The 26,438-nt window shown below is 67.5% G+C and carries 25 protein-coding genes; 18 read left to right on the top strand and 7 right to left on the bottom strand.

What is annotated here, in order from left to right; all coding sequences use genetic code 11:
• The first annotated feature begins 14 nt into the window (after positions 1 to 14).
• A complete protein-coding gene (locus tag AKI39_RS11770) occupies positions 15 to 479 on the top strand; it encodes an EF-hand domain-containing protein (RefSeq protein ID WP_066635998.1) in 465 nt (154 codons plus the stop codon).
• A gap of 69 nt (positions 480 to 548) precedes the next feature.
• Complete coding sequence (gene phrB / locus AKI39_RS11765; protein WP_066642783.1) at positions 549 to 2,000, top strand: deoxyribodipyrimidine photo-lyase; 1,452 nt, start codon at positions 549 to 551, stop codon at positions 1,998 to 2,000.
• Here the strand turns inward: phrB and norR are convergent.
• On the bottom strand, positions 1,975 to 3,660 hold the full coding sequence (gene norR / locus AKI39_RS11760; protein ID WP_235610795.1) for a nitric oxide reductase transcriptional regulator NorR: 1,686 nt from the start codon (positions 3,658 to 3,660) through the stop codon (positions 1,975 to 1,977). The two genes, phrB and norR, sit on opposite strands and share 26 nt — an antisense overlap.
• Before the next feature lie 247 nt (positions 3,661 to 3,907).
• On the opposite strand from norR, the gene hmpA reads away from it, so the two are divergent.
• A complete protein-coding gene (hmpA, locus tag AKI39_RS11755; RefSeq protein ID WP_066635995.1) occupies positions 3,908 to 5,089 on the top strand; it encodes an NO-inducible flavohemoprotein in 1,182 nt (393 codons plus the stop codon).
• A 171-nt stretch (positions 5,090 to 5,260) separates the two neighbouring features.
• Positions 5,261 to 6,349, top strand: a complete 1,089-nt coding sequence (locus tag AKI39_RS11750; RefSeq protein WP_066642778.1) for a DUF1615 domain-containing protein — start codon at positions 5,261 to 5,263, stop codon at positions 6,347 to 6,349.
• A 111-nt stretch (positions 6,350 to 6,460) separates the two neighbouring features.
• Here AKI39_RS11750 and AKI39_RS11745 read toward each other — a convergent pair whose 3' ends face one another.
• The 3 genes from AKI39_RS11745 to AKI39_RS11735 all read right to left on the bottom strand — a co-directional run bounded on the left by AKI39_RS11745 (position 6,461) and on the right by AKI39_RS11735 (position 9,163).
• A complete protein-coding gene (locus AKI39_RS11745) occupies positions 6,461 to 7,027 on the bottom strand; it encodes an SRPBCC family protein (RefSeq protein WP_066635993.1) in 567 nt (188 codons plus the stop codon).
• 31 nt (positions 7,028 to 7,058) lie between these two features.
• On the bottom strand, positions 7,059 to 7,364 hold the full coding sequence (locus AKI39_RS11740) for an ArsR/SmtB family transcription factor (RefSeq protein ID WP_066635990.1): 306 nt from the start codon (positions 7,362 to 7,364) through the stop codon (positions 7,059 to 7,061).
• A 140-nt stretch (positions 7,365 to 7,504) separates the two neighbouring features.
• Positions 7,505 to 9,163, bottom strand: a complete 1,659-nt coding sequence (locus AKI39_RS11735) for a winged helix-turn-helix domain-containing protein (protein ID WP_066635987.1) — start codon at positions 9,161 to 9,163, stop codon at positions 7,505 to 7,507.
• A 175-nt stretch (positions 9,164 to 9,338) separates the two neighbouring features.
• Between AKI39_RS11735 and AKI39_RS11730 the strand changes: the two genes are divergently transcribed.
• From AKI39_RS11730 to AKI39_RS11670, 13 genes are all read left to right on the top strand, one after another.
• Positions 9,339 to 10,097, top strand: a complete 759-nt coding sequence (locus AKI39_RS11730; protein ID WP_066635984.1) for an SDR family oxidoreductase — start codon at positions 9,339 to 9,341, stop codon at positions 10,095 to 10,097.
• A 48-nt stretch (positions 10,098 to 10,145) separates the two neighbouring features.
• Positions 10,146 to 10,622: a cupin domain-containing protein gene (locus tag AKI39_RS25820; protein ID WP_076879691.1), complete on the top strand. Its 477-nt coding sequence runs from the start codon at positions 10,146 to 10,148 to the stop codon at positions 10,620 to 10,622.
• Positions 10,623 to 10,800: 178 nt separating this feature from the next.
• A complete protein-coding gene (locus tag AKI39_RS11720) occupies positions 10,801 to 11,547 on the top strand; it encodes a GntR family transcriptional regulator (protein WP_066635981.1) in 747 nt (248 codons plus the stop codon).
• Positions 11,544 to 12,380 carry an ABC transporter ATP-binding protein gene (locus tag AKI39_RS11715; protein ID WP_235610794.1) on the top strand — a complete coding sequence of 279 codons (837 nt, stop codon included), beginning with the start codon at positions 11,544 to 11,546 and terminating at the stop codon, positions 12,378 to 12,380. The genes AKI39_RS11720 and AKI39_RS11715 overlap by 4 nt, the downstream gene beginning before the upstream one ends.
• Positions 12,381 to 12,457: 77 nt before the next feature.
• On the top strand, positions 12,458 to 13,225 hold the full coding sequence (locus AKI39_RS11710) for an ABC transporter permease (RefSeq protein ID WP_066635978.1): 768 nt from the start codon (positions 12,458 to 12,460) through the stop codon (positions 13,223 to 13,225).
• Between the two features lie 103 nt (positions 13,226 to 13,328).
• Entirely contained in the window at positions 13,329 to 14,318 is a 990-nt protein-coding gene (locus tag AKI39_RS11705; protein ID WP_066635976.1) for an ABC transporter substrate-binding protein, read from the top strand.
• Positions 14,319 to 14,368: 50 nt separating this feature from the next.
• On the top strand, positions 14,369 to 15,373 hold the full coding sequence (locus AKI39_RS11700; RefSeq protein WP_201258592.1) for an SDR family NAD(P)-dependent oxidoreductase: 1,005 nt from the start codon (positions 14,369 to 14,371) through the stop codon (positions 15,371 to 15,373).
• A 21-nt stretch (positions 15,374 to 15,394) separates the two neighbouring features.
• Positions 15,395 to 15,817: a PaaI family thioesterase gene (locus AKI39_RS11695; RefSeq protein WP_066635973.1), complete on the top strand. Its 423-nt coding sequence runs from the start codon at positions 15,395 to 15,397 to the stop codon at positions 15,815 to 15,817.
• Positions 15,818 to 16,049: 232 nt separating this feature from the next.
• Entirely contained in the window at positions 16,050 to 17,561 is a 1,512-nt protein-coding gene (locus tag AKI39_RS11690; protein WP_235610793.1) for a class I adenylate-forming enzyme family protein, read from the top strand.
• 16 nt (positions 17,562 to 17,577) lie between these two features.
• The gene (locus AKI39_RS11685; RefSeq protein ID WP_066635971.1) at positions 17,578 to 18,651 is read left to right on the top strand and encodes an ABC transporter substrate-binding protein; all 1,074 of its coding nucleotides are present in this window, start codon (positions 17,578 to 17,580) and stop codon (positions 18,649 to 18,651) included.
• Positions 18,648 to 19,991, top strand: coding sequence for an acyl-CoA thioester hydrolase/BAAT C-terminal domain-containing protein (locus AKI39_RS11680; protein ID WP_066635969.1), 1,344 nt, complete (start codon positions 18,648 to 18,650; stop codon positions 19,989 to 19,991). The genes AKI39_RS11685 and AKI39_RS11680 overlap by 4 nt, the downstream gene beginning before the upstream one ends.
• Positions 19,988 to 20,770, top strand: a complete 783-nt coding sequence (locus AKI39_RS11675; protein ID WP_066635961.1) for an ABC transporter ATP-binding protein — start codon at positions 19,988 to 19,990, stop codon at positions 20,768 to 20,770. The genes AKI39_RS11680 and AKI39_RS11675 overlap by 4 nt, the downstream gene beginning before the upstream one ends.
• A 21-nt stretch (positions 20,771 to 20,791) precedes the next feature.
• Entirely contained in the window at positions 20,792 to 21,571 is a 780-nt protein-coding gene (locus AKI39_RS11670) for an ABC transporter permease (RefSeq protein ID WP_066635959.1), read from the top strand.
• Here AKI39_RS11670 and AKI39_RS11665 read toward each other — a convergent pair.
• Complete coding sequence (locus AKI39_RS11665; protein WP_066635957.1) at positions 21,526 to 22,359, bottom strand: NAD(P)H-dependent oxidoreductase; 834 nt, start codon at positions 22,357 to 22,359, stop codon at positions 21,526 to 21,528. The two genes, AKI39_RS11670 and AKI39_RS11665, sit on opposite strands and share 46 nt — an antisense overlap.
• Before the next feature lie 86 nt (positions 22,360 to 22,445).
• Between AKI39_RS11665 and AKI39_RS11660 the strand changes: the two genes are divergently transcribed.
• Positions 22,446 to 23,339: a LysR family transcriptional regulator gene (locus AKI39_RS11660; RefSeq protein WP_066635954.1), complete on the top strand. Its 894-nt coding sequence runs from the start codon at positions 22,446 to 22,448 to the stop codon at positions 23,337 to 23,339.
• 98 nt (positions 23,340 to 23,437) lie between these two features.
• On the opposite strand, the gene AKI39_RS11655 is transcribed toward AKI39_RS11660, so the two are convergent.
• Both AKI39_RS11655 and AKI39_RS11650 read right to left on the bottom strand, forming a co-directional pair.
• Positions 23,438 to 24,997: an argininosuccinate lyase gene (locus AKI39_RS11655; RefSeq protein ID WP_083228780.1), complete on the bottom strand. Its 1,560-nt coding sequence runs from the start codon at positions 24,995 to 24,997 to the stop codon at positions 23,438 to 23,440.
• 214 nt (positions 24,998 to 25,211) lie between these two features.
• Complete coding sequence (locus AKI39_RS11650) at positions 25,212 to 26,339, bottom strand: aminotransferase class I/II-fold pyridoxal phosphate-dependent enzyme (protein ID WP_066635951.1); 1,128 nt, start codon at positions 26,337 to 26,339, stop codon at positions 25,212 to 25,214.
• Between the last annotated feature and the right edge of the window lie 99 nt (positions 26,340 to 26,438).

The raw sequence follows: 26,438 nt of genomic DNA, 5'->3' as shown, positions 1-26,438 counted from the left end.
CCTGGAGACGCACCATGCGATGGATCCTGTTTTTGCCGATGGTGGCGCTCTGCACCACCGCCTGTGCCGGCGGCACGCTGCGCGCCGCGGATACCCTCGCAACGGCTGGGCGCCGCGACCCGGCGCAGCTCCTGCAGGACGCCGATACGGACCATGACGGCAAGATCACCCGAGCCGAGCTGAGCCAGGCTCGCGACCGCATGTTCAGCCGGCTGGACCGCAATGGCGACGGCTACCTCACGCAGGACGACTTCCAGCGGCAACTGCTGTCGCGGCGCGCGGGCGCCGGGAGCAACGGCGGCGACCGTTTCGCCAGCATGAAGGCCGTCATGGACAAGGACGGCGACGGCCGCGTCGGCCGCGACGAATTCGTCAACGGGCCCGCGCGGCTGTTCGACCGTGCTGACACCAACCACGACGGCACGGTGGATGCCACGGAACTGGCCGCGTTGCGCGCCGCGCCGCACGCCGGGCCATGATGGGCATGCGTTGCCGTTCATGCTCGACGCGGCGCGCCGTGCGTGCGAGCCGATGCGACAATGCCGGACATGGCCACGCTCATCTGGTTACGCACGGATCTACGCACGCAGGACAACCCGGCGCTGTCCGCTGCCTTGGCCCAGGACGCCACGTACGCGTTGTTCATGCCGGCGCCCGGGCAGTGGCAACGCCACGGCGACGCCCCCGTCAAGATCGACTTCTGGCTGCGCAATCTTGCCCAGCTGCGCGGCCGGCTGGGCGAGCTGAACGTGCCGCTCAAATTCACGGCCGTCCCTGACTGGTCGGACGCGCCCGAAGCCCTGGCGGCTTTCTGCCGCCGCCACGATATCCGCGCCGTACACGTCAATGCCGAATGGGGTGTCAACGAATGCCGCCGGGACCGCGCTGTCGCCGAGCGCCTGGCGGCGGAGGGCATCGCGTGGACCGTGCACCATGGCGCCACCCTGCTGCGGCCCGGCACCATCGTGACCGGCAAGGGCGAGTGCTACAAGGTCTTCACTCCCTATGCGCGCGTCTGCCGGGAACGTCTGGCGGCGGCGCCGCCGCGGGCGGCCGCCGCGCCACGAGCCCAGCCGGCACTGCCGGCGCCGGCCGATCCGCTGCCCACGCCGCGCATGATGCTGGGCGACGCGCAAGCGCCGGGGGATGCGCTGCGCAACCTGTGGCCGGCCGGCGAAGACGCCGCGGCGCGGCGCCTGGATACCTTCATCGACACCGCCATCGGCGATTATCCGGACCAGCGCGACCTGCCGGGCGTGGATGGCACCAGCCGCTTGTCGCCGTACCTGGCCGCCGGCGTGATCTCGCCGGGCGCCTGCCTGCGCGCGGCCCTGTCCGCCAACCAGGGCGAACTGGACAGCGGACGCGCGGGTGTCCGTGCCTGGATCACCGAACTGCTCTGGCGCGAGTTCTATCTGCATCTGCTGGCCGCGCATCCCGGACTATCGATGCATCGGCCCATGCGGCCCGAAACCGAGCACGTGCCGTGGCGCGATGCCAGCCAGGACCTGCGGGCGTGGCGCGAGGGCCGCACCGGATTTCCCATCATCGACGCGGCGATGCGGCAACTGGACGGCATGGGATGGATGCACAACCGCCTGCGCATGATGACGGCCATGTTCCTCTGCAAGAATCTGCTGCTGGACTGGCGGCAAGGGGAAGCCTGGTTCATGTCGCGGCTGATCGACGGCGATCTGGCGTCGAACAACGGCGGCTGGCAATGGAGCGCCTCCACCGGCACCGATGCGGTCCCCTACTTTCGCGTCTTCAACCCCGAAACGCAGTCCCGGAAATTCGATCCGCGGGGGCACTTCCTGCGCCATTGGCTGCCCGAGCTGGCCGGCCTGGACGACCGCGCCATCCATGCGCCGTCCGATGCGCAGCGCCAGGCCTGCGGCTATCCGCCGCGCATCGTGGACCTGCGCGCAAGCCGCCTGCGGGCCATCGAGGCCTACGCGGGCGCGTCGCGCGCCGTCAGGCGTCCGGCATCCCCGCCTTGAGGCGGCGCGGACGTCCGGGCTTGCCCTGCACCGGGATGCCGAGGCGGGCGGCGCGGCGGCGCAGGTTGGCGCGATCCACGCCCAGTTCGCGCGCCGCGGCGCTCCAGTTATTGCCATGGCGCGCCAGGCAGGATTCGATCGTGGCCTGCTCCACGGCCTGCAAGGTCTGCTGCAACGGCAAAGGATGCGCGCCCGCCCCCTGCGGCGCCGCCACGGCGGGCGGCGCGCCGGCCAGGCTGGACGGCCAGGCCGCGGACGCGCCGCCCGGCGGACTGGCGCGCGCCGCGCCGGGCTGGTCGATATCCAGGTCGTCCGGCGTCACCGTCAGGATGCGTGGACGTTCCGCGTGCCTGCCCAGCGCCTTGAGCACGCTGCGGCTGATGACGTGCTCCAGTTCGCGCACATTGCCCGGCCAGGCATAGTGCTGCAGGACGGCGTGCGCCTCCGGCTGCAGGCGCACCGCGCCCAGGCCCAGCCGGGCGCGGTTTTCCTCCAGGAAAGCGCCGGCCAGCAGCAGCACATCCCTGCCGCGCTCGCGCAGCGGCGGCACGCGCACGGGATACACGCTGAGCCGATGGTAGAAGTCCGCGCGCATGCGGCGGGCGCGCACCTCTTCGGCCAGATCGCGGTTGGTCGCGGCGATCAGGCGCACGTCCACCTGGTGCTCGCGGTCGGAACCGACGCGCTGCAACTGGCCGCTCTGCAGGACGCGCAGCAGCTTGGCCTGCGCGCTCAAGGGCAGTTCGCCGACTTCATCCAGGAAAAGCGTACCGCCGTGAGCCAGCTCGAATTTTCCGCGCCGGTCCTGCACGGCGCCGGAAAACGCGCCGCGGACATGGCCGAAGAGTTCGCTCTCGATCAGGTTGTCGGGCAAGGCCGCGCAGTTCACGCTGATCATCGGTTTGCCCGCGCGCGGCGAGCCCGCGTGCAGCGCCTGCGCGATCAGCTCCTTGCCCACGCCTGTCTCGCCGGTGATCAACACCGTCAAGTCGCTGGCGGCGACCATTTCGACCTCTTTCAACAGGCGGCGGAAAGCGCTGCTTTGCCCGGTCAGCCGCCGTGACGGTTCGGCCGCCGCCAGCCGATAGCTTTCGGCCCGCCGGCGCTCGTCTTCCGCGGTGACGGCCAGCTGTTCGATACGGGCCGCCACGGTGACGGTGGCGGCCGCCAGTCCGGCAAAGACTTCCAATACGCGCAGGTCTTCCTCGGAGAACCGCCCGGCCTGCAGCGCGTCCAGCGTCAGCACGCCCCATTTGCGCTGGCCCACCGTGATCACGCAGCCCATACAGTCGTGTACGTGCAAATCGCCGCCAGCCTGGACCAGGCCATCGTACGGGTCCGGCAGGCCGCTGTCGGGCGGAAAGCGCATGGCGCCGTCGGCTTCCAGCAATGCGCGCAGCCGCGGATGCTGGTCGACGCGGAAGCGCCGGCCCATCGCGTCCGGGCTCAATCCTTCCATCGCCAGCGGAATCAGGGCCTCGTCCTCCAGCCGCAGCAGCCCGATCGCGTCGCACGGCAGCAAGGCGCGCAGGGCCTCCAGCAGCCGCCGATAACGCTCCGCGGGCGCGACTTCGCGTGCCAGGTCGGAGACCAGCGGGATGACGGCGCCCAGCAAAGGGTTATGGGTTCGGGTGGGCATGGCGGCCGGCAGCGGGTTCATGGGGAAATTCCGGTGTACCGCCAGCATAGCGCAGCCGCCGGCATTCCGAGTCTTTATAACTCTGAATTTCAATAAACCGAGACATTAAAACTCTTTTTATTATCGATTTTTTCGGTGCGTTTGCCGGCTTCCCCAGGGACCGCGAATTGGCATGGATGTTGCATTGCATTAACCGATCGCCATCGCGACCCACATGCCCGCCGCGCGTGGAAGCCACGACCCGCGGGTCAACCAAGGAGTTTCAGAGATGCTTGATTCGAACCAGCTCGCCATTATCCGTGCCACGGTACCCCTGCTCGAAACGGGCGGCGAGGCGCTGACGACGTACTTCTACAAGATCATGCTGGACGAATATCCCGAGGTCCGGCCGCTGTTCAACCAGGCGCACCAAGCCAGCGGCGCACAGCCGCGCGCCCTGGCCAATGGCGTGCTGATGTATGCGCGCAATATCGACCGCCTGCAGGCCCTGGCGCCGCTGGCGACCCAGATCGTCAACAAGCACGTATCGCTGCAGGTCCTGCCGGAACACTATCCCATCGTGGGGGCCTGCCTGCTGCGCGCCATCCGCGAAGTACTGGGGCCTGATGTCGCCACCGACGAGGTGATCGCCGCCTGGGCCGCCGCCTACCAGCAGCTGGCCGATATGTTGATCCAGGCCGAAGCGCATGCCTATGACGCCCGCGAGCGGGAAACCGGCGGCTGGCGGGGCGCGCGAGCCTTCGTCGTGGCGCGCAAGATCTCCGAAAGCGCCGAGATCACCTCGTTCTACTTGCGCCCGGCCGATGGCGGCGCCCTGCTCGCCTATCACCCTGGCCAGTACCTGGGCCTGCGCCTGGACGTCGATGGCCAGGAGATACGGCGCAATTATTCGCTGTCACGGGCGCCCGACGGCAGCCAATACCGCATCAGCGTCAAGCGCGAGCCGGGCGGCGTCGCATCCAATTTCCTGCATGACCAGGTGAACGAGGGCGATACCGTGGACGTATTCCCGCCCGCGGGCGATTTCGTGCTGCAGGACGGCGAACGGCCCGTGGCGCTGATCAGCGCCGGCGTCGGCGTCACGCCCGTGCTCGCCATGCTGGAAGACGCCTTGCGCGACGGCGAGCGTCCAGTGCACTTCATCCATTACGCCCGCAACGGCGAAGTGCATGCCTTCGGCGACTACGTCGACCAGTTGGCCGCCCGCCATCCCCAATTGCGCCATTACGTGTGCTATGAAGACGCCGAAGGCGCGGCGCGCCAGCCCGACGCCGTGGGCCGCCCGCAAGCGGAACAATTGCGGCAATGGCTGCCGGCGGCCGGCAACGTGGACGCCTACTTCGTCGGGCCCAAGCCCTTCATGTCCTTCATGAAGAAGACCCTGGCCGCGCTGGGCGTGCCGGAATCGCAGAGCCGCTACGAGTTCTTCGGCCCCGCCGCGGCGCTGTAGGCGCGCAGGGAGCGGGATAGCTGGCGTAGCGAATCCGCCGGGCGGCAGGACGCCTGGCGGGGAACCGCTACGGGGTTTCGTGTCGCCGCTGAAGCGCCTGATTGGGAGGCCAGTCCGGCTGGGATAGTATCGGGTACGCGCCCCCGCCCTTGGGTCGCAATGGACCCGGTCATGCACAAGTACACGCGTTATTCGGCGATCGCCGCCCTGCTTTGGCTGGCCGGCTGCGCCACCAAGCCGCCCGAACAAGCGCCGCGCGGTCCCGATCAGATACGGGCCGATATCGCGCGCCGGCTGCCGGCGGGCGTGGGCGACGCCGGCGGATGGGCGCGCGACATCCAGGTGGCATTCACGTCGCAGGACATCCCGGCCACGCCCGCGAATGTGTGCGCGGTCATCGCCGTCATCGGACAGGAGTCCGGCTTTCACGCCGATCCCGCGGTTCCCGGCCTGCCCAAGGTGGCGCGCGAAGAAATCAACCGGCGCGCCGCGTCCATGCACGTGCCCGGCATGCTGGTCGATGCGGCCTTGGGCATCAGGTCGCCCAACGGCAAGACCTACAGCCAGCGGCTGGACACCGTGCGCACGGAACGCGATCTCAGCGATATGTACGAGGACTTCATCGGCATGGTGCCGATGGGACGGCAGTTGTTCGGCGGGCTGAACCCGGTACACACCGCCGGCCCGATGCAGGTCGGCGTGGCGTTCGCCGAAGCGCACGCGCAAGGCTATCCCTATTCCGTGCAGCAAGGCATACGCAAGGAAGTCTTCAGCCGCCGCGGCGGGATCTATTTCGGCACCCTGCACCTGCTGGGCTATCCCGCGCATTACGACACGCTGCTCTATCGCTTCGCGGACTACAACGCGGGCTGGTACGCCAGCCGCAACGCGGCTTTCCAGAACGCGGTAAGCCGCGCCACAGGCATCCCCCTGGCGCTGGACGGCGACGTGCTGCGCGAGGATACGATCGAGCCCGGCGAGACCGAACGCGCCCTGCGGACGTTGCGCTCGCGCCTGGACATGAGCGAAGAGGCCATCCGCCGCGACCTGCGCGCCGGCGATCGCCTGGACTTCGAAAACACCCTGCTGTACCGGCGTGTTTTCGGCATCGCCGACAAGGCCGCCGGCGCGCCACTGCCCCGCGCCACGCTGCCGCGCATCACGCTGCAAAGCCCGAAGATCACGCGCACGCTGACCACTGCGTGGTTTGCCGAACGGGTCAATACGCGGTGGAAAGAATGCATGGCGCGGGATGCCTGAACGCGGGCCGGCAAGACCTATGGTGCCCGGCAGGTTGGGCTGTTAGTTCAGGCCCAGCAGGTCCTCTCTGGGCACCAGCATGCCGCGTGGGTCGCTTCCCTCCGCCGGCCGTCAGGACGCCGGCTTGGGCGGCCAGCTGGGCGGCTCGATGCCGAACTGCCGCGCGTACTCGGCGTTCAGCCGCTGCCAACCGCCGAACTTCAGCGCATCGGCACCGACCAGGCGGCCGACAGGCTGGCCTGCCAGGAACCGGTCCAGTACGTCCAGGCAAATGTGCCAGCCCGCCGCGCCCATCGAAATAAAGCCGCGGTCGATGTTGTGCCACAGGGTGAGCCGGGTGCCACCGCTCTCCAGCGGCTCCAGTTCCCAGCGCATGTCGTTGTCGCCCCAGGTGTATTCCAGGAGCTTCGGCGCCTCGGCGCGCTTCACCTGTGTTTCGCTGACGTGCGCCGTGGGCGCGCCCACGGTGGACAGCTTCACGGTGCCGATGGCACCCAGGCTGCGGTCGGCATCGAACGGCGCCCATTCGCGCAGGTGCGCCGGTTCGGTGATCGCCTGCCAGACCTTCTCCGGCGGGTGGCGCAGCTCGCGCACGACAACCAGGGTCCACTTGTCGCCGTCCTTGTGGACGTCAGCGCCGGCCGCGGGGCCGGGATCGTAGTCTTCACGTTGGCTCATGTCTTCTCTTCCCGTTGCTTGCGTGGCGGTGTCATTCCATCTTGTCGAGGTGCTGCTCCAAGGCGTCCAGATGCGTGGACCAGTAGCGCCGAAAAGGCGCCAGCCAAGCGTCCAGCTCCATGAGCGGCTCCGGCCTTAGTCGATACAAGCGACGCTGCGCCTCCACCCGAGACTCCACGAAACCGGCGTCCCGCAGGACGCGCAGGTGCTTGGAGACGGAAGGCTGCGACAGGTGCAACTCGCGCTCGATGTCGCCGACGGAGCGTTCGGAGGCCAGCAGCAAGCCCAGGATGGCGCGCCGATTCGGCTCGGCGACGATAGAGAACGTGGATTCCATGCGATATATATAACCCGTTGTTTATATTACCGCAAGAGAATATTCTGCATCGGCCAAAGAGTCCGAACCGCCGGATGCCCCGGATGGCGACACGCCGCGCGGCAGTCCCCGCCCCAGGGCGTCGCGCCGCTGGTGGCATTTCAGTTGGGCAGTCCCGCTCGTCGCAGGCCGTCCTGGAAGACGGCCAGATTGTCCGGTCGATGAATCGGCAGCCAACCCGTCAGATTCGACACCCGCAGCTCCGGGCTGGTCAGCCGCAGGCGGTCCATCATGCGGCGCGCCTCTTCGTCCTGCCCCTGCAGGGCGCGGCTGGCGCCGGCGATGGCCATTGCGAGTGTGAAGTCAGGCAGGTCACGCAGCGCTTTTTCAGCCCATGACGCTGCCTCGTCGAAGCGGCCCGCGAACAGATGCGCGGTCGCGATTCCAGCTTGCATCCGATACATCTCCGGGTCCAGCGGGCTCAGGCGCATGGCGCGCGTGAAGAACGCGATGGCCTCCTCGGTTTCGCCGTGCCAGACGCGCAGGAACGCGCCCAGGAACCAGGCGGACGCCAGATTCGGATTCAGGACCAGGGCGCGGTCTATCAATGCGATCCCGCCAGTGAGTTCACCGGCCAGGTGCGCCAGCGCATGGCCGCCACGGGTCAGCGCGACGGCGTCGCCCTTGCCCAGTTCAATGGCGCGCCGCGCCAGCCGTATGCCGTCGGCGGCGTCGTGGGCTGGATGGATGTTCCATTCATTGACCTTGCGCCAGCAATGGCACCAGGCAGCCATGGCGTAGGCCGATGCAAAATCCGGGTCGGCCTCGATTGCCTTGTGGAACAGCGCCAACGCCTGCTCGACGCTGTCCCGCGAGCCGCGGTGCAGTTGCGCCATGCCTCGCAGGTAATAGTCGTAGGCATCCAGGCTCTCGGTGGGCTTGTGCGTCGCGCGCTCGATCTCCACCTGTTCAAGCTGCGGCGCCAGTGCGCCCACCACGCTTTCGGTGATCTGGTCGTAGAGGGCGAAGATGTCGTCAAGTACGCCTTCGAACCGGCCCGCCCAATGATGGGCGCAGGTGGCCGCGTCCACCAGTTGGCCCGTGATCCGCACGCGGTTTCCCGAGCGGCGGAAGCTGCCTTCCAGCACGTAGCGCACGCCCAGTTCCCGGCCGACCTGCTTCACGTCCACGGCCTGCGCGCGGTAGGTGAAGCTGGAATTCCGCGAAATGACGAACAGCCATCGATGCCGCGACAAGGCGGCGATGATGTCCTCCACCACGCCGTCGGCCAGGTAGTCCTGGTCCGGTTGGCCGCTCAGGTTGACGAAGGGCAGCACGGCGATGGACGGCCGGTTCGGCAGCGGCAGGGCCGCCGGCTGCGTGGCCGTCGGGGCAACGGGCGGTGGCGTGAGCGCCGTCGCCGGGAGCGCCGGACCGGCAGCCGCGACCGTGGCGCCCACGTTTTGCACGAGGGCATCGCCGCCCGCCGGATCGCTGCCGCCAGCCAGCTCGACTTTCCTGATATCCGCGACGAAGCGGAATCCCTTGCGGGGCACGGTGCGGATCACGCGTTGCAGCTGGCCGTTGTCGCCGACCGCCTTGCGCAGCGCGTTGATGTGGCTGGCCAGCGTCGATTCGGACACGATGCGACCGCCCCAGACCCCGTCCAGCAGGTCGTCGCGCGTGACGACGCGCTCGCGGTTTTCCGTCAGGTAGACCAGCAAGTCGAAGACCTGGGGCGTGATCGACACCAGCTGGGACGCCCGGGAAAGCTCCCGGCGATCGATGTCCAGCGCGCAATCCCCGAACACTAATGGCATTCCGTATCCCTCAACCGCCGCCCGCGCACGGCGTCCGCGTGGCGCACCACGACCGCTCAAGCCAAATCCAAGGGAAATCCAAGGTTTCGGCAAAGTATTCCACAGCGCCGCCGCGCATAGTTGATGCACCGGTCGTCCTACCGAAGGCCGAGACACTGAACGGAGAGAAGAAACCATGAAAATCGTCGTTATCGGGGCCAGCGGCCTTATCGGATCGAATGTGGTGCGGCGCCTGCGCGGCGCCGGCCATGACGTGGTCGCGGCCTCGTTAAGCTCGGGCGTCAACATCATTACCGGAGAGGGCCTGGCCGACGCGCTCAAGGGAGCCGAGGTTGTCGTCGACGTGGCCAACTCGCCTTCGTTCGAGGACAAGGCGGTACTGGAATTTTTCGAAATCGCCGGCCGGAATATCGCCGCAGCGGAAAGCGCCGCCGGCGTCCGGCATCACGTCGCCCTGTCGGTGGTCGGCGCGGAGCGCCTGCCGGAAAGCGGCTATATGCGCGCCAAGCTCGCCCAGGAAAAGCTGATTGCGTCCTCCGGCATCCCCTACACCATCCTGCGTTCGACGCAATTCTTCGAGTTCATCGACGCCATCATGAAATCCAGCGTCGACGGCAATACGGTGCGCGTTTCCCCCGCCCTGCTGCAGCCCATCGCATCGGACGATACGTCCGCGGCGGTGGCCGATCTGGCGGTGCGTCCGCCGGTGAACGGCATGGTGGAGGTCGGCGGCCCGGATCGCGTACCCCTGGACGAACTCGTACGCATGTACCTGGCCGCGCGCAAGGACACCACGCATCAGGTGATCGCCGATGTCCATGCGCGCTACTTCGGCTCCGTGCTGAATGACCGATCGCTGGTGGCGGACGATGACGCGCGCCAGGGTTCGACGTGCTTCCAGGATTGGCTGGACCGTACCGTGGCGCGCGCCTGAGCGCGGGCACCGACCGTCCTTTGTAATCCGTAAATCGAGGAGTCTTCCATGATCGTTTCCAGAACGCTCGCCGCCCTGCTGCTTCTTGCCGCGGGCGGGGTAAATATCGCCGCGGCGCAGCAAGCCGCGGCTGCCGGCCATACCGGCGCGCACCCCCCCGCGCAAGCGGCCGCCGCCGATGCCGGACACCCCCCGCCATTGGCGAAAGTGACCGAGCTGATGACCAAGCCGCTTCCCGACTATCCCGGCAAGGAAGCGCTGCTGATCCAGGTCGAGTACCCGCCCGGGGCGGCAGACCCGGTACACCGCCACGATGCGCACGGCTTTATCTATGTACTGGAGGGTTCGATCGTGATGGGGGTGCAAGGCGGCAAGCCAGTCACGTTGACCGCGGGCCAGACCTTCTACGAAGGACCCGACGATCTCCACACCATCGGGCACAACGCCAGCGCCACCGAGCCGGCCCGGTTCCTGGTGCTGCTGCTGAAGAACCAGGGCGCGCCCATCCTGACGACGGTACCGTAAAGGGTTATCCCCTTATGCCTATAGGGGATATCCAAATAGCCCAAACCAAAGTTCTGGGAATATGCTTAGGGTAATTTCTTAGTTAGCGTAAGGCCTGGTCATCCATAGAATGGTGCCGTTGTAGACGTATTTCATCGGCGCTGTAAGCAGCTCACAGGACCAATCAGGCCCCGCCACCATGCTCGAAGCACCCGTCCAGACCACGCGCCCCGCCGCCGCCAGCCCCACCGTGAGCTCGGGCGAGGACGCGTACGGGCGGATCCGGCGCGACGTGCTGTCCTGCCGCCTGGCCCCCGGCGCCTTCGTGACCGAGCCGGAACTGATGTCTGCGTACGGCATCCGCAAGACCAGTTGCCGCATCGCCCTGGTGCGCCTGGCCCATGAAGGGCTGGTCCGCTCCAAGCCCCGCAAGGGCTACCAGATCGCACCGATCACCCTGCGCGATGTGGAGGAAGTCTTCACGCTGCGGGTGCAGGTGGAACCGCTGGCGGCCCGCCTGGCCGCCGGCCGCGTGGACATCGATCTGCTGCGCCGCCTGGAAGCGGCCTGCCGCATCGCGCATCCCGTGCTGCAACTGAGCGACCAGATCGATGTGTTCATGGACGCCAACAAGGCTTTCCACCTGGCCATCGCCGCTGCCTGCGGCAATGAGCGGCTATACCGCCTGCTCAGCCAGTTGATGGACGAGATGTCCCGCCTGGTGGCGCTGGGCTTCGGCGTGCAGCGGACCAAACCCGAAATCAAGCATGACCACAACGCCATGATAGAGGCGCTTGCCGAGGGCGACGGCAAGCGCGCCGAAGTCATCGCGCGTCGCCATATCGAAACCTTCCAGGTGATGACGCTGGAAAAACTCTACGCCAGCCTGGCGCAGACGGGCGCGGCCATTCCGGTGCCCCGCGCGCTGAACGGGAGCGGACGATGAATCGCGCCCCTGTGCAGTCCGGCGCCGGCGCCGCCATGACCAAGCCCTCCGCCGCCACGGCGCCCGCCGCCATCCCGGCCGCTTCGGCGGCGCGCCCCGACGCCCTCGATGTACGCCATGTGTCCAAGCGCTTCGGCACGCTGGAAGCGCTGCGCGATATTTCCTTCACCGTCGGCGGCGGTGAAATCGTTGCGCTGCTCGGCCCATCCGGCTGCGGCAAGAGCACCCTGCTGAACATCATCGCGGGCCTGGAGCCGCACGACGGCGGCGATATCTTCCTGGCGGGCCAGCCGCTGGCCACCTACGACCAGTGGCGCCATATGGCCTACCTCTTCCAGGAAGACCGCCTGCTCCCCTGGCGCAGCGTGCGCGACAACGTGGCCTTCGGCCTGGAAACGCGCAACGTATCCAGGGCCGAACGGCACCGCCGCGCCGATGCCGTACTGGATATGGTCGGCTTGTCCGGCTTCGGCGATTCCTGGCCGCACCAATTGTCCGGCGGCATGCGCAGCCGCGTCGCCCTGGCCCGCAGCCTGGTGATCGAACCCGACGTGCTGCTGATGGACGAACCCTTCTCCAAGCTGGATCCGCAGACGCGCACGCAGATGCACGAGGAAGTGCTGCGCATCCAGGCGATGAAGAACATGACGATCCTGTTCGTGACGCACGATGTCGAAGAGGCGGTGGTCCTGGCCGACCGCATCGTCCTGATGGCGCCGCGTCCCGGCCGCATCCGCGAGATCGATACGGTCTCCCTGCCCCGGCCGCGCACGCCCACCGACCGCGACGTCGCGGAACAGACGCGCCAGCTGCGCATGAAGGTGCACGAATGAGCGCGCCCGCGCGGCCGCCCGAGGGGCGCGCTCCCTCCCACGGGGAGGATGTCGTGCAGCGACAGGAGAGAACATCAATGAGCAAAGCCTGGCGGGCCCTGGGATGGCTGTTCGTGCAGCGCGCGGCGTTGACCATCGTCTTCGTGGTGCTGTGGGCCCTGGCGGCCTCGCACGTGCCCGCCTTCGTGCTGCCCGGGCCGGAAAAAGTGATCCAGGCGCTGGTCAACCTGGCGCGATCCAGCAGTTTCACGCATGATGTGCTGACCACCTTGACGCGCATCCTGATCGGCTTCGCGCTGGCCACGGTGGTGGGCACGCCGCTGGGACTGGCGCTGGGCTCCAGCCGCGTGCTGGCGACGTTCTTCGATCCGCTGCTGGCCGTGATGAACACCGTGTCGTCCGCCATCTGGGCGGTGTTCGCCATCATCTGGTTCGGTATTTCCAATGCCACGACCATTTTCGTGGTGTTCATGACCGCGATGCCGCTGATCCTGACCAATGTGTGGCAAGGTTCGCAGAACGTCGACAAGCTGCACGTGGACCTGGCACGCAGCTTCCGCATGTCGCGCACGCAAATCCTGCGGAAAATCTATCTGCCCACCATCCTGCCCTACTTCTTTTCCGGCGCGCGCCTGGCCTTCGGTTTCGGCTGGCGCGTGTCGCTGGTGGCCGAAACGCTGGGGTCGTCCGATGGCATCGGCTATCGCCTGCGCCAGGCGGCCGACCTGGTACAGACCGACCAGGTGTTCGCCTGGACGCTATTACTGGTGGTGCTGATGCTGCTGTTCGAAGGGGGCCTGCTCAAACCGCTGGAACGGCGGCTGTTCCGTTGGAAGCCGCTTTGACACGCGCGCTGGCCGGCGTACCGCCGACCAAACCGGACGCGAACCGAACCGCCGAACACGACCATCGACCGCCCACCCTCCCACATTGACCGGAGTCCATACCATGCAATGGAGAAAACCCCTCTTCGCCGCCCTGCTCGCCTTTGCAGCGATGGCGGGCGCCGCCGGCGCGCAGGCGGCCGACAAAGTGCGCATCGGCTACTGGAGCAGCGGCGTCAGCCTGGGCTTCGGTGCCGTGCTGGAAGCCACGCCCTTCCTCAAGCAGCAGAACCTGGAGGTGGAATTCTTCCGCTTTCCCGACGTGAACGCGCCGCTGCGCGCGCTGGCGTCCAACTCCATCGACCTGGCCTACGGCGCGCCGGCGGCAGGCGTGTTCAGCAGCGCCGCCGAGGGCGTGCCGCTGAAGGTCTTCGCCGCCACGCAGCCGGCCGACGTGCAGTTCGTCGTGCCCGAGGGATCCGCCATCAAATCGCTGGACCAGCTGCGCGGCAAAAAGGTCGGCATGTCGCCGGCGGGCAGCTCCGTGGCGGTGATCGCCGGCGCCATCCTGGCGGCCAACCACGGCATAAAGCCCAATGACTTTTCGCTGGTGGGCGGCAATGAGTCGCGCCTGGCGCAGTTCCTGGTGCAGAAGCAGGTGGACGCGGCCGCGCTGCGCTCGGTTACCGTGGCGCAGCTGAAGGAGCTGAAGGTGACCAAGCTGAGCAGCTTCGCCGATGAATGGCGCGCGCTCACCAAGACCAATTCGGTACCCTATATCGGCATCGGAACCGTGCGCGCGGAATACGTTCAGGCCCATCCCGAGGTGGTCGCGCGCGTGCTGGTCGCGATGCGCAACGCCCTGGCGTGGGCGCAGACCCATCAGCCGGAGGTCATCGGCATCCTGCAGAAATCCGCCAACCTGCCCGAGAACGACGCCAAGGTCTATGCCGGCCTGTGGAACGACATGTACCGCATCTCGTTCGAGCAGGCGGATATCGACACGCTCAAGCGCGAACACCAGGTCTTCACGGAAACGGGCGTGATCAAGGGCGCCTTGAAGGACGACCTGTTCGTCACCGGCCCCTGGCAACAATCGAAGTCCATGAAGTAATCCGCTATCGCCCCATCACGTTTCAAAGGAAACCTCCCATGAGCAAAACCATGAAAGCCCTGGTCCTGAATCAGCACGGCGGCATCGACCAGCTTCGCGTGGTCACCGACAAGCCGGTCCCGGCCGTGACCGCCGGTCACGTCGTCATCCGCGTGCGCGCCTCGTCGTTCAATTACCACGACGTCTTCACCGTACAGGGCATGCCGGGCATCAAGGTGCCGCTGCCCGTGGTGATCGGCCTGGACATGGCGGGCGAGATCGCGGAAGTCGGCGAAGGCGTCGAGGGCTGGAAGCCCGGCGACCGCGTGCTGGTCAACCCCCTGAACAAGGCCAAGGGCCTGATGGGCGAAATGCTGGATGGCGGCATGGCCGAATACTGCCTGGTATCGGCCGGCCAGCTGATCGCCATGCCCGACAAGGTCAGCTTCGACGACGCGGCGGCGCTGCCCGTGGCCTACGGCACCGCGCACCGCATGCTGATCACCCACAATACCGTCAAGGCGGGCGACAAGGTGCTGATCCTGGGCGCCAGCGGCGGCGTGGGCACGGCCTGCGTGATCCTGGCCAAGCAGTTGGGAGCCGAAGTCATCGCCTGCGCAGGCAGCGACGCCAAGCTGCAGGCGCTGAAGGAACTGGGTGCTGACCACCTGATCAACTATCGCGAAACCGATTTCTCCAAGTGGGCCATCGGGCAGTACGGCAAGCCCCAGCGCCGCAATTACGAAGGCGGCGTCGATGTCGTGATCAACTTCACCGGCGGCGACACCTGGGTGCCGTCGCTCAAGTGCCTGAAGCGCGGGGGCACGCTGCTGGTGTGCGGCGCGACGGCCGGCCACGACCCCAAGGAAGACCTGCGCTACGTCTGGAGCTTCGAACTGAACATCAAGGGTTCGAACAGCTTCTACGACGAGAACCTGAAGGCCCTGCTGGACATGGTGGCCGAAGGCAGCGTCGATCCGCTGATCGACCGTGCCGTGCCGCTGGAACAAGCCGCCGAGGGCCTGGCCCTGATTCGCGACCGCGAAGTGCTGGGCAAGGTCATCGTCAACCCCTGAACCCTGAACACGGAATATCCCATGACTGACAAAGCTCTCCCCACGAAGGAAGACATCCAGGCGCGCCTGCTGCGCGGTCCCTATCACCAATGGCTGGGCATCGAAGTCCTGTCGGTGGCCACCGGCGAGATCGAGCTGAAGGCCAAGTGGCGCGAGGAATGGGTGGTGAACGCCGACAAAGGCTACACGCACGGCGGCATCCTGGCCGCGCTGGTGGACCTGACCGCGGACTGGGCCCTGGTGTCCAGCACCGGCCGCGGCGTGCCCACCATCGACCTGCGCGTGGACTACCACCGCGCCGCCATGCCGGGCGACCTGACTGCCAAGGGCAAGGTCATCAAGTTCGGCTCGCAGGTTTCGGTGGCCGAAGCCCAGGTGTTCGACAAGGACGGCAAGCTGGTGGCCAGCGGCCGCGGCGTGTATTCGACGCCGGCTGCGGGGTAAAGCCCACCCCCGAAGCGCTGCGCGCTTCCCCCTCAAGGGGGCGACGCTGGCGGACCGGCGAAGCCGGATCCGCGGCGTCCCGGCTCTGGTCACACCCGTTTCTTGCGACGAGGTGGCGGGCTGAAGCGCTGCGCGGTTCCCCCCTAAAAGGGTAGATGCCGGCGTACCGGCCAACCCGGATCCGCGGCGTCCCGGATTTGGATGTCTCTGTATCAGGCGACGTGGTAGCGCCATGGAAACCAACATGCATATGCCGTACAACCTGGGCGACCTGATCGATCCGTCGGCCGACCCGGCGCGGATCGCCCTTATCGGCGTGGATGCCGAGCTGCGCGAATCGCCCTGCACCTACGGCGAACTGGACGCGCTGGCCGAAGGTGTGGCCCAGGGCCTGCGTGAACGCGGCCATGCTCCCGGCGAACGCATCGCGCTGTTGTCGGCGAACTCGGTGCGCTATGTCGCCGCGGTGCTGGGGATCATGCGGGCGGGGCTGGTGGCCGTGCCGGTGAACTTCAAGTTCCCGGCTTCCACCATCGCGTATGTGCTGCAGGACAGCGGCGCGAAGCTCCTGTTCTTCGATGGGCCGCGTCGCGCCAGCCTGCCCGCCGGGCTGGAGGCGGTCGCGATGGACGGCCAGGATTTCGTCGACTTCCTGCGCCCCGGTAAACAAGCGTCCTACCGGCCGTCGCCCGAAGATGTAGGGCTGATGCTGTACACCTCAGGCTCCACCGGGCGGCCCAAGGGCGTGCGCCTGTCGCACGCCAGCCATCTGTGGACGGTGCAGGCGCGCCGCAAGGCCACGCCGCTGGACGACGAGCGCGCCCTGATCGCCGCGCCGCTGTACCACATGAACGCCCTGGCGCTGGCCTTCCTGTCCGTGGGCAGCCATGCGACCACGGTGCTGCTGCCGCAGTTCAATGCGCAGGTGTATATCCGCTGCATCGAACGCTATCGCTGCACCTGGCTGACCGCCGTGCCGCCCATGATCGCCATGATGCTGCGCGAACGGGATCTGCTGGCCGGCACGGACCTGTCCTCCGTCAAGGTGATCCGCATGGGCTCGGCACCGGTCAGCGCCAGCCTGCTGGCGCAGATCCACGCCATGCTGCCCAATGCGCGGGTGATCAACGCCTTCGGCACCACGGAAGGCGGCCCGGTCGTGTTCGGCCCCCATCCGCGCGGCGTGCCCACGCCCACGGCTTCCGTCGGCTATCCGCATCCCGAAGTATCGCTGCGGCTGGCGCCCGGGCCAGGCGACGGCCCGGACCAGGGCATCCTGGAAATGAAAAGCCCTGGCCTGATGCTGGGCTATCACCAGCGTCCGGACCTGGCCGACCCCTTCACGCCGGACGGCTACTACTCCACGGGCGATGTGTTCCGCCGCGATGCCGAGGGCTTCTATTACTTCGTCGGACGCCGCGACGACATGTTCGTCAGCGGCGGTGAAAACATCTACCCCGGCGAGGTTGAAAAAATGCTGGAGCACCACCCCGCCGTGCAGCAGGCCGTCGTGGTGCCGGTCGAAGACGACATCAAGGGCCAGAAGCCCGTCGCCTACATCATCCTGCGGGCCGGCCATTCCGCCACGGCCGACGAGATCAAGCGCTATGCGCTGGACCACGCACCGGCCTACCAGCATCCACGGCAGGTATGGTTCGTCGACCACCTGCCCCTGGCCTCGACCAACAAGATCGACCGCAACGAGCTGCTGCGCGATGCGGCGGCGCGGCTCAAGCAAACCTGAACCTGCAAGGATCCCCATGCGTTTTTCCACTGTATGCGCCCTGGGCGGCCTGATGGCCGCGCTGGTGGCCGCGCCTGCCTTTGCCCTGGATGAAGTCACCGTCGCCCTGGCCATCCCGCCCGCCGTGCATGACGGCGCGCCCTATGCCGCCGCGGAGGAGCTGGGCTACTTCAAGCAGGAGAACCTCTCGGTCAAGACCATCGTGTTCCAGGGCGCGGGTGCCCTGCTGCCCCAGGTGGCGAACAAGCGCGTGACCTTCGGCTATCCGACTTCCGAGCCCGTCATCTCCAGCTACTTCAACGGCAAGGACGTGCTGCCGCTGCGCTACTTCTACAACGGCGTGCCGGGCAACACCATGGAGTTTGCCGTGCTGGCGAATTCGCCGGTGAAGACGCTGGCCGATTTCAAGGGCAAGGAGATCGGCGTCGGCGCGCTGACCTGGGGCACCATCCCGGGCGGACGCGCCGCGCTGCGCACGGCCGGTCTGACGCCGGGCAAGGATGTGAACTATGTCGCGGTCGGGGCGCTCGCGGCCGGCTTCCAGGCGCTGAAGACCGGCAAGGTCGCGGCCCTGAATTTCAACAGCAGCTGGAACGACATGCTGGAAATGTCCGGCACCCCCATCCGCCGCATCGCCTACCCGCCCGTGTTCGCCGAAACGGCCGGCAACGGCTTCATCGCCCACGTCGATACCTTCCGCGACCATCCCGACCTGATGGTGCGGTTCGCGCGCGCCTATACGAAGGCCCAGGTGGCCTGCGTGGCGAATCCGGAATACTGCGTGCGGGCCTTCTGGCGCGCCAATCCGCAATCCAAGCCGGCCGGTGACGAAGCGCAGGCGCTGAAGGACCAGGCCACGCTGCTGAGCCGCCGCCTGCAGCGCGTGCTGTACACGCCGTCGGGCCAGCCGCGCGTGCCGGGCTATTACGACCTGCAGGCCATCAAGGCCGGCATCCAGGCGATGGCCAACGCGGGCGAGTATCCGTCGGCCAATGTGCCGGTGGAGCAGATTTTCTCCAACGCGTTCATCAAGCAGATCAACGATTTCGATGCCGACGCGGTACGCGCGCAGGCAAAGGCGGCCAAATGAGCACCTCGCAGGACAACGACCCGGTGGCACGCCCGGCGATACGCGTGGAACCCGCGGATGCCGCGCTCGACGTCGCGCGGCGCATCGTCCTAAGCGGCTTTCCCGCCGGCGGCGCGGTACGTGTGCGCGGCGAATTGCGGCACCCGGACGGCAGCATATGGCAGAGCGAGGCCACCTTTAACGCGGGCCCCGACGGCACGATAGACCTGGATCACCAGGCACCCAGCGCCGGGGATTGGGACAGCCCCGACGCCATGGCGCTGGTCTGGGCGATGAAGCGCACGCAGCCGCCCGCGGAGCCCGAGCGCACCGATGAAGTCGATACGCTGGCCATCGCCATCGACGCCGAAAGCGCCGACGCCGGGACACGTGCCCACGCCACGCTGGTGCAACGCTATGTCGTCGACGGCGTCACGCGGCAGGAGATCGATAGCGAAGGACTGGTGGGCACGGTGTTCCGTCCCGCGGCCGCCGGCCCGCGTCCGGTCATCATCGTCCTGAATGGGTCCGGCGGCGGCATCCCGCGCCAGCGCGCGGCGCTTTACGCCGCGCACGGCTACACCGCCTTCGCGCTGGGCTATTTCAAGGCGCCCGGCCTGCCCGCGCATATCTCGCGCACGCCGCTGGAATACTTCGAACGCGCGCTGCGATGGACCCGCGCCAACCTGGACCCGGCGGGCGGCTTCGTCGCGGTGACCGGCCAGTCGCGCGGCGGCGAATTGACGCTGCTGCTGGCGTCGCGCTTCCCGGCACTGGTGAACGCCGCCATCGCCTACGTGCCCAGCGCCGTGGTGCACGGCACCCTGCGCGCCGGCGCGCCCGGCGAAGCGCCGGATTCGCCCACCTGGACGTGGCAGGGCCAGCCCTTGCGCAACGTGTGGCAGGACAACCCGGAAGCCGACTGGACCGCCTTCAACCAGACCCGGGCCGACGGCCAGCCGGTGCGGCAGGCCGCTGCGTTCCATACGCCGCTGCGGCATTCCGCGTCCGTGGCGGCATCGCGCATCGCCGTCGAACACATCGCCGGCCCCGTCATGCTGATCTCGGGCACGGACGACGGCTTCTGGCCGTCCACGCTGTTCAGCGAACAGATCGCCGCAGCCTTGAAGCAGCACGGCCACCGATGGCCCGTGGAGCACGTCTGCGGCCAGGGCGCCGGCCATGCCATCGGCCTGCCCAACGTACCGACCACCCTGATCGCCAAGCCGCACCCGGTTGCGGGCGTCGTGCTGACCGGCGGCGGCACGCCCCGCGCCAACGCGCAGGCAAACCGGCAATCCTGGGATGCCGTGCAACGCTTCCTCGCGGATGCGGTCCGGGCGCATGAGGCGTCCGTATGAGAGGGCCGTCGTCCACGGCCGCGCTGAGCTTCAAGGGCGTCGGGCTGACCTATCCCACACGCAAGGGCCATATCCAGGCCCTGACGGGCATCGAACTGGACATCGCGCCCGGCGAGTTCGTGGCCGTGCTTGGGCCCTCCGGCTGCGGCAAGTCCACCTTGTTGAAGCTGGCGGCCGGCCTGCTGCACCCGACCGAAGGCGACGTGCGCCTGGGCGGCGAGACGGTGGCGCGGCCCAGCCGCCGCGCGGGCGTGGTCTTCCAGAAACCCAATCTGCTGCCCTGGAAAACCGTGCTGGACAACGTGCTGCTGCCCGCGCGAACCCTGAACCTGCCGGCGGGCCCGGCCCGCGAACGCGCGCTATCGCTGCTGGAGCTGGTGTCGCTGGGCGGTTTCGCCGGCAACTATCCCGGCGAGCTTTCCGGCGGCATGCAGCAGCGCGTGGGCATCGCCCGCATGCTGCTGCCCGATCCCGACCTGCTGCTGATGGACGAACCCTTCGCGGCCCTGGACGCGCTGACGCGCGAGGCGCTGACGCTTGAGTTGCAACGCATCTGGAGCACCCAACGCAAATCGGTGCTGTTCATCACGCACAGCATCCCGGAAGCGGTCTTCCTGGCCGATCGCGTCGTGGTGATGTCGCCGCGCCCCGGCCGCATCATCGAAGACTACCGCCCCGAACTGCCCCGCCCGCGCACCCTGGCTACCCTGGGCGACGCGGCCTTCAATGCCGCCTGCCAGCACCTGCGCCGCCATTTCACCCATGCGCAAGCCGCCTGACTTGCCGACGCCATCCTTTCCATGCTGAAACGCCTAGACATCACTTCGGTCCTCTACCCGCTGATCAGCATCGCCGTGCTGGTCGCGGCATGGCACTGGTCCATCCGCGCCTTCGCCATTCCGGACTATCTGCTGCCGCCGCCCCGGGCGGTATTCGGCGCCCTGTACGAGGGATTCGCCAGCGGCACCCTGTGGCCGCACATCTGGGCCACGCTGGCGGAATCCCTGGCCGGCTACGCCATCGGCTGCGGCCTGGCCGTGCTGCTGGGCGCCCTGCTGGCCGAATCGCGCACCTTCGAACGCTTCCTCTATCCCCTGCTCATCGGTCTACAGGCCATGCCCAAGGTGGCGCTGGGCCCCATCATCCTGGTGTGGTTCGGCTTCGGCATGTCGTCCAAGGTGGTGCTGGTGGCGCTGGTGTGCTTCTTTCCCTTGTTCGTCAATACCATCAATGGCATCAAGCGCACGGACACCGAGCTGCTGGACGCCTGTCGCGCCTTTTCCGCCACGCGTGCCTACCTGCTGCTGCACGTGAAGCTGCCCGCGGCGGCCGGCGATATCTTTTCCGGCCTGCAGATAGGCGTGGCGATGGCGCTGATCGGCGCGGTGGTCGGCGAATTCCTGTCCGCGCAGGAGGGCCTGGGCTATCTGATCGCATCGGCATCGGTCAGCATGAGCCTGGCCACCATGTTCGCGGGGGTGCTGCTGCTGGCCGTGATCGGCCTGGCCGGCTCGATGCTGATGCGCCGCGTGCATCACCGCGTGGTGTTCTGGGAGTCGCGCGGCGATCGCGACCGGTGATCCACATCGTCGTGATCCACATGGATGCCGAAACCGGACCGCCCGGGCGCCAGCTCGGGCCGCAGCGTCAGCGCCGGAATCAGGTAATCGCCCGCGTTCTGCTTGCGGAAGGGAATCGGGTCGGTCGTCCATAGCGTGTCCAGCCGCTGCCCCAGCGCTTCGCAAGCCTGTGCGAATGCGGCTTCATCGATGCGGCTGGTGCGGTAGATCACGTGCGGCGGCAACACGTCGAAACCCGGGTAGTACAAGAGGCCGTGCTGGATCGGGAACAGGATGTCGTCGATCGGCCCGTTGATGCCGCGCGGCGCGTAGTGCGACGCCCAGCCGCCGGTCGTCACCACGAGCATCGCCCGCTTGCCCGCCAGCATGCCTTCGCCGTAGCGGTCGCCCCAGTGGCTGTCCGAATGCTCGCCCACGCCGTAGGCGAAACCGTATGCATACACGCGCTCGACCCAGCCTTTAAGGATGGCCGGCATCGAGAACCACCACAGCGGAAACTGCAGGATGACGGCATCCGCCCAGCGCAGCTTTTCCTGCTCGCGCGCGATGTCCCCGCGCTGCGTACCGTTCGCGTAGGCCTGGCGGGAGTCCATGGAAGGATTGAAGCGCGCGCCCGGCGTCGTGGCCAGGTTGTCGTCGGCATCCACGGTGGCTTTCCAGTTCATGGCGTACAGGTCCGATACCTGGACGGCGTGGCCGGCGCGCCGCAGCCGCTGCACGGCGAAATCCTTGAGCGATCCATTCAAGGACCGGGGTTCGGGGTGGGCAAACACAATCAGAACGTTCATGGCACGCTGCTCCTTCATCAAGTGAGCTCAAGATAGAGCGGCGTGCGCTATATTGGAAATGAATTCCCACAATTCCAGGTATTGCGATGAACAATTCCTTGCGGCGTCTCGACTTGAACCTGCTGGTGACCCTGGACGCGCTGCTGGCGGAACACAACGTGACCCGGGCGGCCGAACGCCTGCACCTGGCGCAACCCACCGTCAGCGTGCAACTGGCCCGGTTGCGGGACGTTTTCGGCGATCCCTTGCTGCTGCCCGGGCCGCGTGGCATGCGGCCCACGCGCCGCGCGGAGGAACTACGCGAGCCGCTGCGCCGGGCACTGGAGGCGCTCGGCCAAGCCGTCGCGCCCTCGCGTCCTTTCGACCCGGCCCAGGCCACCCATACCTGGCGCGTCATGGCCTCGGACTACGCGGAATCCACGATTGTCCTGGCGGTGCTGCCGGGGCTGCGGGCCGCGGCGCCCGGCACGCGATTGGCCGTGCATGGAATGGCGCCGTCGCTGCTGGCCCGCCAGGCGGAGCGTGACCTGGACCTTGCCTTCCACATCGCCGAGGAAGCGCCGCCGGGCCTGCGCAGCAAGCTGCTGTTCACCGAGCGCTACGTGCTGGCGGGCCGCGCCGGACATCCAGGGCTGAAGCGCCGCCCGACGCTGGCGCAGTTCTGCAAGCTGGAACACGCCATCGTGTCGCCGGACGGCGGTGGTTTCCAAGGCGTGACCGACACGGTGCTGGCCGAACACGGCATGACGCGACGAGTCGCGCTATCCGTGCCGCACTTCCTGTTTCTGGCGTCCGCGCTGGCCAGCACCGATCTGGTGGCGATGGTGCCGGCCAGGCTGGTGCGCGGCAATCCCGCGCTGCGGGTGGTCGAACCGCCGGTGGCGCTACCCGGCTTCGATATGCTGATGCTGTGGCATGAGCGCGTTCACCGGGATCCGGCGCACCAATGGCTGCGCGACCACATCGCCCGGTCGGTGTAAGCGGACCTGCGCGGCCGGTGTAAACGGACCCCCCCGGCCGGTATAAAAGGGCTGGCCGGGCGCTGCAAAAGGGATCCGCCCGGCTGGCGGGAGCCTGCTTATTTCTTGGCGGGAGGCGGGTTCGCCACGTTGTCGAAGGCGCGATCCAGGTTGTCCTGCGCCGCCATCAGGCGGTCGCGGGCCGCTTGCACCCAGGCGACATCGGCGGAAAGCCGCTGCTTGGCGTCGGCCAGCATGCGCGACACTTCGGCGGGCTGGGGGCCGCCCTGCCCCTTGCTGGAGGCAATCATGTTCTGCGCCGTCAGCACCTGGCGGAAACGCGGCTCGTCCAGCGGCAGCTTGGCATTGTCCATGCCATAGGCCTTGCCGGCGGCCGTATAGATGCGCTGCGCCTCCGCATAGGGAATATCCGCAGGCTTCAGGTTGTTCTGCCGGCCATAGGTGACCAGGTCGGAGGCAAAGTGATGGCCGATGCGGAACGGCACATTGGCGTCCCGTTGCAGCACGTCGGCCAGTTCCGTGGTGGTGGAATAGTCCGCGTCCACCTCGGCCAGCGCGCGCTCGCGGTTCAGCACCAGGCCGCCCAGCATATCGTCCAGCTTCAGGTACATATCGGTGGCGGCATCCAGCGCATCCTGGGCCTGCTCGCGCTTGTAGTCCGGCATGCCGGGGGCGACGTTATGCGCCACGACCAGGGCCGCCATTGCGTCGGCCACGGCCTCGCTGGCCGCCAACCGCACGTCGTTCAGGGCGTAGGGATTGCGCTTCTGCGGCATGATGCTGCTGGTGCCGGTCAGTTTGCCCTCGGTCAGCATCAGCCAGGGCTTGGCCTGTTGATATTGGGTATGCACGTCCTGGACGAAGGCGCCCACGCTAAGCGCCATGGTGCTGGCCAGGCTGGCGGCTTCTGCACCGACGTCGATCTGCGAGAACTGCGCGGCATCGTAGGAATTGTCGACCACGCCATCGAAACCCAGGAGTGCGGCCAGACGCTTGCGGTCGATGGGGAAGCTGGACGTGCCCAGCGCGGCGGCCCCCATGGGGCTGAGGTTCACACGGGCATAGGCTTCGCGCAGGCGAGCCGCATCCCGATCCAGCACACTGGAAAACGCCAGCAGGTAGTGGCCATAGGTGGTCGGCTGGGCCTGCACGCCATTGGTATAGGCCGGCACGATGGCGTCGGCGTATTTTTCCGCCAGCGCGTTCACCGATGCATGCGCCTGGTCCAACGCCTCGTACAGGTCCAGCAGGCGGTCGCGCAGCATGACGCGCCGCGTGGTGGCCAGGATGTCCTGGCGGCTGCGACCCGAATGCATGCGGGTGGCGTCCGCGCCGGCGATCTTGACGATCATGGGCTCCAGCTGCAGGTAATCGCCGGGGCGCTTGCCGCCGGGCTTGTCGCCTTCGGCGATCACCTGCGCGACGGCGCGCGCGGTCTTTTGGCCGATATCGCGCGGGACGATGCCCTGCTCCACCGTCATCACGATGGACGCCTTGTTGAACTGGCCCAGCCAAAAGAAATTGTCATGCAGGCCGCTGGCGCCGCCGTTCGCGGCATCGGCGCGCGCGCCGGCCAGGGCCAGGGCCAGCAGGCTGGCCGCGGCGATGCGCCGGAAACCGTGGCCGCGACGGCTGGCTTGGGGTTGGGGAACGGTCATGGTGGCTCCTTCCTGTGCAGCGACCGGGTCGTTGGCGTGCCGTGCCCGGAAAAGCACGATGATACCGTTGTCCCGGGCGGCCGTACCTAGCCTTGCCTCACCCGGTACTGGACCACGTCGGCCACCTGGCCCAGCAGGTCGTGCAGCCGGCGGGCAGAATGCCACCAGGCCCGTTGCCGGCTCAAAGGCCGCGATCCGGATCGTCGTGCATCGTTCACTCCCCGTCCTTCGGCATTTGCTCGCGTATGGCCGCGGAAATGGCCGCTAGCCCGTCACGCAGTTGCTGCTCGCCAACCCAGGCGAAGCCGAGGCGCATGTAATGACGCGGCATTTCAAACCAATGGCCCGGCCCGACATAGGTGCCGTGCGTCTCCAGCAGGCTGCGGTAGAAACGGTCAAGGTCGAATGCCGCGTCCACCTTCAACCGCGGAAAGCAGACCACGCCGCCGGCGGGCTCCACCCATTCCATATAGGGCTCGCTTGCCATCCAGTCGCGCACGATGTCGCGATGGCGCAGGTTGCGCCGATTGCTCTGCGCGAGCCAGCCGTCGCGCTGGGCCAGCACCGCGGCGCCGACCGCCTCGTCCAGCACGGAGCCGCAGATGCCGATCTGCTCCTTGGCCGCCAGGAACAGCGCATACAGGTCCGGGTTGCGGGTAATCAGCCAGCCGGTCCGTATGCCCGGCGTGCCATAGGCCTTGGATAGCGAAGACACCGAAATGAAGCGGTCGCTGATACTGGCCGTCGCTGGGTACGGCTCCCCATGGCTCAGGTCGCGATAGGTTTCGTCCACCAGTACCAGGCAGCCGTGCCGGCGCGCGATATCGTCCAGGCGCAGCAACTCGTCCCAGGACATCATGGTGCCCGTCGGGTTGTGCGGACAGGTCACGCTGATATAGGCCGTGTCCGGCCGCATCGCCCGCTCGATGGCGTCGATATCCGTCTTGAAGCCGTTCTCGAAGGACAGATCGACGTAGCTGATGTCGCAGCCGATCGCCTTCGGGGTTTCGATATTCGTCGCATAGTTGGGCCGCACCACGACCAGATGCGACGCGGGCTGCAGCAGCGAACTGGCGGCGATGAACAAGGCCCCCGCCGCGCCGGCGCACACCAGGACGTCTTCCGGCCCGATATTCGCGCTGCCGCTGTGCCGCGCGATCTGCGCGCGCAGCGCGGAATCGCCGCGGTGTTCGCCATAGAACAACGTCAAGTCCGACAGATCCAGCCCGAGCTCGCCGAGCTTGCGGTCGGGTATCGAGCTTTCCGACAAATTGTTCCGGATCCGGCCATAGCCGAACTCCTCCGGCGATTCCGCTTCCAGCGCCATCCGCGTGTACTTCACGGCATTCCCCCAGGGTTGTGGATGAAAGCCGTGATGATGTCGCGGACGGGCTCGCAGCGACATCCTCCCCGGGTAGGAGGCGCACGCGGAGCAGCCGGC

Origin of the sequence: Bordetella sp. H567, assembly GCF_001704295.1 — a bacterium.
GTDB lineage: Bacteria > Pseudomonadota > Gammaproteobacteria > Burkholderiales > Burkholderiaceae_B > Bordetella_C.
Note: the sequence above shows the minus strand (reverse complement) of the source record. Positions and strands in the feature narration are given on the sequence as shown.